General features: G+C 61.3%; 7 protein-coding genes, 1 pseudogene and 1 riboswitch. Of the genes and pseudogenes, 3 read left to right on the top strand and 5 right to left on the bottom strand.

The window, feature by feature from the left end; genetic code table 11:
- Window positions 1-24 precede the first annotated feature (24 nt).
- Together WAO69_RS09120 and WAO69_RS09125 are read right to left on the bottom strand one after the other, a co-directional pair.
- Window positions 25-2,265: a TRAP transporter permease gene (locus WAO69_RS09120; RefSeq protein WP_422178258.1), complete on the bottom strand. Its 2,241-nt coding sequence runs from the start codon at window positions 2,263-2,265 to the stop codon at window positions 25-27.
- Between the two features lie 132 nt (window positions 2,266-2,397).
- Window positions 2,398-3,384 (bottom strand): TAXI family TRAP transporter solute-binding subunit, encoded by a 987-nt coding sequence (locus WAO69_RS09125; protein WP_422178246.1) that lies wholly within the window; start codon window positions 3,382-3,384, stop codon window positions 2,398-2,400.
- A gap of 246 nt (window positions 3,385-3,630) precedes the next feature.
- A riboswitch (cobalamin riboswitch) is annotated at window positions 3,631-3,841 on the top strand.
- Between the two features lie 104 nt (window positions 3,842-3,945).
- On the opposite strand from WAO69_RS09125, the gene WAO69_RS09130 reads away from it, so the two are divergent.
- Complete coding sequence (locus tag WAO69_RS09130) at window positions 3,946-4,248, top strand: hypothetical protein (protein ID WP_422178248.1); 303 nt, start codon at window positions 3,946-3,948, stop codon at window positions 4,246-4,248.
- Between the two features lie 4 nt (window positions 4,249-4,252).
- On the opposite strand, the gene WAO69_RS09135 is transcribed toward WAO69_RS09130, so the two are convergent.
- The 3 genes from WAO69_RS09135 to WAO69_RS09145 all read right to left on the bottom strand — a co-directional run bounded on the left by WAO69_RS09135 (window position 4,253) and on the right by WAO69_RS09145 (window position 6,068).
- Window positions 4,253-5,119 (bottom strand): hypothetical protein, encoded by an 867-nt coding sequence (locus WAO69_RS09135; RefSeq protein WP_422178250.1) that lies wholly within the window; start codon window positions 5,117-5,119, stop codon window positions 4,253-4,255.
- Between the two features lie 161 nt (window positions 5,120-5,280).
- On the bottom strand, window positions 5,281-5,622 hold the full coding sequence (locus WAO69_RS09140) for a hypothetical protein (protein ID WP_422178252.1): 342 nt from the start codon (window positions 5,620-5,622) through the stop codon (window positions 5,281-5,283).
- Window positions 5,619-6,068: a hypothetical protein gene (locus WAO69_RS09145; RefSeq protein ID WP_422178254.1), complete on the bottom strand. Its 450-nt coding sequence runs from the start codon at window positions 6,066-6,068 to the stop codon at window positions 5,619-5,621. The genes WAO69_RS09140 and WAO69_RS09145 overlap by 4 nt, the downstream gene beginning before the upstream one ends.
- Window positions 6,069-6,179: 111 nt before the next feature.
- Between WAO69_RS09145 and WAO69_RS09150 the strand changes: the two genes are divergently transcribed.
- Together WAO69_RS09150 and WAO69_RS09155 are read left to right on the top strand one after the other, a co-directional pair.
- The gene (locus tag WAO69_RS09150; RefSeq protein WP_422178256.1) at window positions 6,180-6,932 is read left to right on the top strand and encodes a helix-turn-helix domain-containing protein; all 753 of its coding nucleotides are present in this window, start codon (window positions 6,180-6,182) and stop codon (window positions 6,930-6,932) included.
- Between the two features lie 534 nt (window positions 6,933-7,466).
- Window positions 7,467-7,636, top strand: a pseudogene (locus WAO69_RS09155) (hypothetical protein); the annotation flags it as partial.

The raw sequence follows: 7,636 nt of genomic DNA on the forward strand, positions 1-7,636 counted from the left end.
CGCGCAAGCCCAAAAGGCAGGGGCCTAGGTACTCTGACCTGCCTCGGGGCGGCGCATGAACCTGGCCTGCGCGAACAGGGCCGCCGCTCCGGCCACGCCGATCAGGTCTGACATCAGGCTGCCTTCGATCATGAACAGGGCCACAAGGATCAGAGCGATGCGAATGATCGGCCCCGACTTGGCCCCGACCCACCAGCCCTGGACGCCGGATGACAGAAGGAACACGCCGAACGCGGCCGTTGCCCCGGCGCGCAGGATTTCCAACCATGTCCCATCCATCAACAGCGCGCTGTTGTAAAAGAACATGAACGGCACGATGAAGGCGGAAATGCCGATTTTGAACGACGCCACAGAGGTGGCCATCGGGTTCGCCCCTGAGATACCGGCGGCTGCATAGCTGGCCAGCGCCACGGGCGGTGTGATCGCCGAAACCACCGCAAAATAGAATACGAAGAAATGGGCGGTCAGCGCGGGAATGCCCAGCTGGATCAGACCGGGCGCGACGACTGATGCGGCCACGGCATAGGCCGCGGTTGTCGGCATGCCCATACCCAGCAGGATCGAGATGCACATCGCAAAGAACAGCGCCAGAAGCTGGTTGGCATCGGCAATGTTCAGCAGAACCGAAGAGAAGCGCGCGCCCACACCCGTGAGCGAGATCACCCCCACGATGATGCCCGCGCAGGCACAGACCGCGATGATTTGGATCGACATTGTTCCGGCCAGCTCAAAGGCCTTGGACACCGCGCCAAGGCCCATCCGGTAGGGGGTGAACCAACTGACCACAGCCGCCGCAGCCGTTGCCAGCGTGCCGGCCCGGATCACGGAGTATCCCATGAACAGGGCGACGATCAGGATGATGATCGGCAGGAACAGGAACACCCGGCGCGCCATGTCGCGGAACTTGGGCAGTTCGTCCTCGCGCATGCCGCGCATGCCCAGCTTGGCGGCTTCGAAATCGACCATGAAATAGATCGACACGAAGTAGAGGATCGCCGGAATGATCGCAGCCACGGCGATATCGGTATAGGGAATGCCCGTGATCTCGGCCATGATAAAGGCACCGGCCCCCATGATCGGCGGCATGATCTGACCGCCTGTGGAGGCGGCCGCCTCGACGGCCCCCGAGGTCGTGGGCCGGTAGCCGACCTTTTTCATCAGCGGGATGGTCAGCGATCCTGTCGCCACCACGTTGCCCGCCGAGGTGCCGTTGATCATCCCCATCAGACCCGAGGCAAAGATCGCCACCTTGGCAGGCCCGCCGCGCGAGCGACCGGCCGCTGCAAAGGCGAAGTTGACAAAGTAATCACCCACTTTCGAGGCCTGCAGGAAGGCCGCGAAGATGATGAACAGAATGATATATGTCGAGGACACGGCCGTGGTCGGCCCAAGGATCCCCGCATCGGTATAGACCTGGCTGAAAAAGCGCTGCCATGTGATATCGGGCGCGTTCAGGAAGCCGGGCAGCAGATCCCCGACAAAGACATAGACCAGGAAGACACCGGCGATGATGATCAGCGCAAGGCCCGCAACGCGGCGGGTCAGTTCCATGATCAGGGCCGTGCCAGCGACGGCGGCCAGGCTCATCCCGATCGGGGCGAAGGGCGTCCCGGTCGAGTTCCGCATCAGCGTGCCGAAGATCGTGATCAGGTAAAGCGCAACCGCGATACCGCAGACGCCCAGCACCACATCCGCCGGGGCAATCGCTCCGCGCACCCTCGGGCGCGTCCAGCCAATCAGGATACCCATGGCCGTGGCCACCAGAAGCGGTATGCCATAGTGATTGATTTCGGCTGCGCGAATACCGGCGTCGATACCGTTCCACATCACGCCACCGGCGATGTCACCGGCAAAGCCGATCGCGGTATAGCAGGCATAAAGCGCAGGCAGCAGCGTCAGCCACGCCAGCAGATCCAGCGGGTGTCGCCCGCCCTTGTCATTGTCGGGAAAGCTGCGCGCAGAATAGAGCAGGAAGCCCAGGATCAGCGCTCCGGCGATATGAATGATGCGGAAGTTCCAGGTTTCCATCGGGAAAACCGGCAGACCGGGAATATCAACGCCCGTCCAGCCGCGGATCGACCAGCCATTCAGGGCCGCCATGTGAAACAGCGCATAAAAGCCCGACAGGGCGGCGATGGCCAGATAGGTGCGCCCCTCGAACAGGCGGCGGTTGCCCTCGACGGGCTCGTCATCCACGCCTTCGGCAATCACGGGGCCTTCGGTGAGGTTTTCAGAGAGATCGGGCTTTTGCGCGTCTGTTGTCATGAGTGTGTCCTTCATCATGCCCAGCGCGCCCGGATATGGGGATCCCTGCTCAAGGCGATTTTTGTCACAATATCCTTGTGGGATGGGGCCGCGCCTGAAAGGCGCAGCCCCGCGTGTCATCAGACAGCTTTATCAGTTGCCGTGGATCTGATCGGCAGGAATGTCGGCACCTGCGTTTTCGATGAACCATTCAGCCGCACCGGGGTGCCATTTCATGACGCCGGCGTTCTTGGTCCAGTTCTCGGGCAGGGTCGAGCGTGCGGCACGGTGGATGTTCACCATACGCTCGTTGTCGGACATAACCACATCCACTGCGGCTTTCACGAAGCTTGCCGGCAGATCGCAGTTGGCAATCGCAAAGTTCCACATCGACACCGAGCGCGCATTGCTGTCCAGCGAGGTGTAGGTGTCAGCCGCGATTTCAAACGCGGCAACCGGGAACGCAGCCATGATCTTGGCTTGCTCTTCCTCGGTGAACTCGATGATGTTCACCTCGGTCTGAACTTCAAGCTGGCTGACCGCAGGAACAGGCACACCGGCTGCAAATGCGATGACGTCCAGCAGACCGTCCTGAAGCTGACCACCAAGGTCGGCCCAGCCACCGTTGCGGCGCTCATAGTTTACGCCCAGCTCATCCATCATGCGCGGAAAGTACGTGTCCGATGTCGAGCCCGCAGGTCCGAAACCGATGCGCGCACCGGCAGGAATATCCGAAATGGAGGTGATGCCCGAAGAGGCCAGGGCCGTCACGGAGAACGGTGTCTGATACATCGGGAACATCGCGCAGGCATTGGTCATTTGCAGACCGGGTGCGATCGGGTTGGTACCGGCGATGGATTCCGCCGCGGGGCCCATCGTGGTCATGCCGAACTGTGCGTCACCGGTGTGAACCAGCGCCATGTTCTGCATGGGGCCGCCTGTGACTTCGCCGCCGCCGGTGATGCCCAGCTCTTCGGCAACAAGGTTCGCCCAGCCCGAGCCGTAAGCGAAATAGGTGCCGCCCTGCGAGGCTGTGCCAACGGTAAAGCTTTCGGGCCAGCCGGTGCGGTCTGCGTGGCCATCAGCAAATGCAGCCGTGGCTGTCAGTGCTGTGGTGGCGATGAGTGCCATGAATTTCATATGTTTTCTCCCTACAGTAAACTCCCCGGCCCGGTTCGGACCGCGGCGCGAACCGGTGCTCTTGCACGTTCAGTTCACGATTTTGGACTTGCCCGATACCCTATCGTGATCTCAAGGGAAAGATAGACTCTGCATGATCACATTGCGGACAGGACGGTTTGCCTGTCGCAAGACGGCAGCAAGGCCCCGGCGATCGGCAGTTTTTGCCAGCCGATCTCGGAAATCCTTGCGAGACTCACCGCGCTGCGCAATGCTTGGCTCGATGGTGCCGGGCATGACAGTCATACCCGGCTTAAATGGGAACACGGTGCGGACGCTTGTCCAACTCCGTGACTGCCCCCGCAACTGTAGGCGGCGAGCAATCCTGAAACGTACCACTGGGCCAAAACGGGCTTGGGAAGGTTCAGGAAAGCGACGACCCGCAAGTCAGGAGACCTGCCATCTGCCGTTAACTCAAACCGGGCGGGGTGCCCCGGAGAAGGAGCAAGACAGGATGGACCGAGATGTCCTGACACCAATGCTGACTTCCCCGCGCGCCTGCCCAGCAGCGCGGAGGGCGCAATGCTTTTACAGAGAACACTTCTTCAACTGCAGGTGAAGGCCGACACGCCGGAACGTGCGCGCGAACTGGGACAACTGGGATACATGCAATGGCTGGGCGGATTGCCCGGAGGGTCGAATTACGAATTCGAAGCGATCCGCGCGTTTCTGCACGCGCGCCCCTTCATCGAGACCGACCCGCCGGTCGCGGTGTTTTGCGCGCTTTTGCAGAGCTCGCTCAGGAATCCGCTGCAGCCGCTGGATCTGACCCTGCCCAAGCCGCGACGGCGCGGCGGGGCCAATGAACGGCGCATGTCGATCTAGGCGATCAACTGGCCGCATAGTCGGCCAGAACCTCGCGGACAAGGCGCTGCATCCATTCGGCCTGGGCCTTGTCCGGTCCGCCCCGTGCGGGAACGCCCTGGGGCAGGCCCAGCAGATCGCCCCCGTAGATCACCGCGAAATGCCCCAGCGCGATCAGGTATGAGCCCATCTCGTTGAGATGAATGTCATCGGCAAACAGATCGCGGATATCGCTCAGGCCGGGGGCGCGCCCGGCTGCGATCTCGTCATAGGCGCGGGCCATGATCAGCGGGCCGGGGATCATGGTCATCTCGGGCATGTCTGGCGAGCGGTTGTCATTCACATAGGCCTGGATGCTCTCCCAGCGGGCCATTTCCAGCGGCAGGCGGTCGCGAAAGGGCAGGTGGCCTTCGGGGTCGTTGTTGTCATTGTCAAAACCCGGACCGCTCTCCACGTTCACCCAGCTTGCATAGAGCACGGATCGCGCCCCAGCCGCCCAGGCGTGTTCGGCCCAGCGCAGTGCCCAGATCTTTGACTCATGCGGCTCCAGCGTTGTGGTCAGTGCCACGCGTTCGGTGATCGCCAGAACGTCATATTCCGCCATCACCGCAGGCTGGCGGATGTCGGGCGATGTGGCATTGTTCCAGCGCCACTCCATCGGACTGCCTGGAATGGTGGCCTTGTCCAGACGCCCGCCGCGCATGCTGGTTGCGCGCACCATCAGTGTCAGAGGTGCCAGGATCGTATCCGTCAGACTGTGCCCGGACTGCACGACCCGCAGGGCCGGCAACCGCTCGGATGCCGCGGTCGGCGCGCCGGTAACAACCCACAGCAGGCTGAACATCGCCAGCACATGCGTCCAGCCACCCCATCTCCTGCGATCTGATCCCATATCACCCTCCTGACTGCGCATGCCTGCTGTTCAGGCTCTTGCGGTGCAACGAGATGTAGGGCGCCCCGCGACCAATTGGGAGACCTGCCGGGATTTTTGAGCATTCCGCAACCTGATGTGTCGTGGCTGATGTGTCCTGGCGGCCCTGTGGTGGCGCAAGCTCAAGCCTGCGCGTGAACCCCCAACAGCAGGCGTCGCGGGTCGCCGTTTGATGTGCCGATCAGATAGATGAGATAGGGCGCAAGAAAGACGATCCCAAGCGGCGGGGCCAACACCCCAAGGGCGATGCTGCCCGGCGTGAATCCGCCCCGCCAGGCCATCCAGATGCCGGACAAGACAAGATAACAGGCGAAATCGAAATTGAACTGGCCCTGCCATGTCATCTCGAGAATGGGAGCAATGAATGGTGTGATCAGGTTCAGCCCACCCTCCATCACCGCCATGATCGTGAGAAAGACAATGGCAAGGGTCATGAAGATCAGGCTGGTGCGAAACAGGGTCATGAAGTTTCTCCTTTCTTTGGGCCCAAGCTGGTCGCAGGCCGCCACATCGGGCCGACAATGACCAGCAAGACCAGGACGTTCCACAGGACGTTTGGCCTGTGACCCGATGCAATCGAGCCCAGGCTGTCAAAGACGAACCACGCGCAGGCCCCGTAAACCACGGATCTGCGAACGGCTTCGGGGGCCAGATCATGGGCGTGCTCGGACAGGTTCCAGATCATCACGGCCCATCCGATCAGAAAACCGCCCGCCAAAGCCGACAGGAACCTGATTTCTTCGGACGCGTAATCGGGAAAGCCGTCAACCGGCCATGTCAGGATATCAAGGCCCAGACGTGCAAGCTCATTCGTGGCCGGGATCGTGCCAAGGATCAAAGCCGGACCAAAACAGCCGATCACGATGGCCGATAGCCTGAGCCAGGATTTATGTGCTGCATGTGTTGCCATCTGTGACCTCGAAAAGACCCGGTTTGTCCCAGTCCTAGGGCCCGGTTCATGCGCTGCGCAATTACCTCGCAGGTAAGTGACCGGATTTCGCAACCGTGATAGATTGGCTGCATGAACGACTTTTCCCAGTCCTTGAAAACCTGGCGCATGGCACGCCGGTTCAGCCAGATGGACCTGGCTTTGGAGGCGGATATCTCGGCCCGGCACCTGTCATTCCTGGAAACAGGCCGCGCCAGGCCAAGCCGCGAGATGGTGATGCGTCTGGGCGAAGCGATGCAACTTCCCCTTGATGCGCGCAACCAGATGCTGACCCATGCCGGCTTTGCCGCGCGCTTCAAGAGCCGGGACTGGAGCGATGCCGAAATGGAGCCCATACGGCAGGCCCTGGACTGGCAGCTTGAGCGCCAGATGCCCTATCCCGGACTGGCGGTCGACAGGCTTTGGAAGATCCAGCGCGCCAATGCCACTGCCGTTGTACTGTTTGCTTCACTGGGCGTCGGCGTCGGAGACAGCCTGCTGGACCTGATGATGTCTGACGCGCTCCCGCAGGTTATCGAGAACTGGCCCGAAGTTGCCCATCACGTGGCGATCCGCTTGCGCACCGAAAGCGCCGTCCTGGGTGGTGTGCCGGAATTCGAAGCGGCGGTGCGCCATCTGTCTGACGCAGCCCCGCCCGATGCACCCTCACCGGGGCCCGTGGTGCCGACTATCCTGCGCCAGGGTGATCTGCGACTGTCGATGTTTGCCACGATCAGCCAATTCGGCACGCCCGAAGACCTGTTGCTGGATGACCTGAAGATCGAACTCTATTTCCCGATGGATGACGCGACAGATGCCGTGTTCAGACATATGGCGCAGGGCTGAACGCCTACGCCGGAGGGCCCGCGCGCGCTGGTCTCGCATTCTGTGCAGGCAAACACGCGAACCTGCGGTGCCGTGGCGGCACAAACCTGCAGATGCACAGCACCGAATTGCGGCAAAGCAGTGGTGCGTGAGGGGCACTGACGGCTGATATGCGGGACGAAGCGAGCTTTCGCGGAGCCTTTTCGAACGACCGCTTTGAGATCAGGGCGAGGCTATTGGCGATCACTATTGCGTTGAACCTCCCGGCTTGCGATTGATTGGAAGGAACCAGCCTGATGTCGCGCCGCTTGACTGATCTACACGGAAACACTGCGTGCCCATGTTCGCGATACTCCGCTAAACCGCGCGACGTGATCACGTATCAGAAACTGAACACTGTCGCGGGCATTCGTTGCGTTTGCAGCTAGGTCAATGTGGGCTCTGCCCGGTCGTTGGTTGCGGCTGAGCCAAGGACCGCTTGCGGCCAAACTATATTATCTTTGCCTTCTTGCTGCAGGCCCTCTCGAAACCGATATGAGGTCAACACGCGGCAGCATGTCACGTCGGAGGGCTTCCTTGGAATACCTGTACATAGTAACCGGCTTGGTCGGTTTGTTTCTTGGTGGCGAAGCACTGGTCCGAGGGAGTGTGAGCATTGCCCAGCGGATGTCGATCTCGCCGCTCATTATTGGATTGACGGTGGTGGGCTTTGGCACGTCTTCTCC

The sequence above is a fragment of the Aestuariivita sp. genome (assembly GCF_049276915.1).
Lineage (GTDB): Bacteria > Pseudomonadota > Alphaproteobacteria > Rhodobacterales > Rhodobacteraceae > Aestuariivita.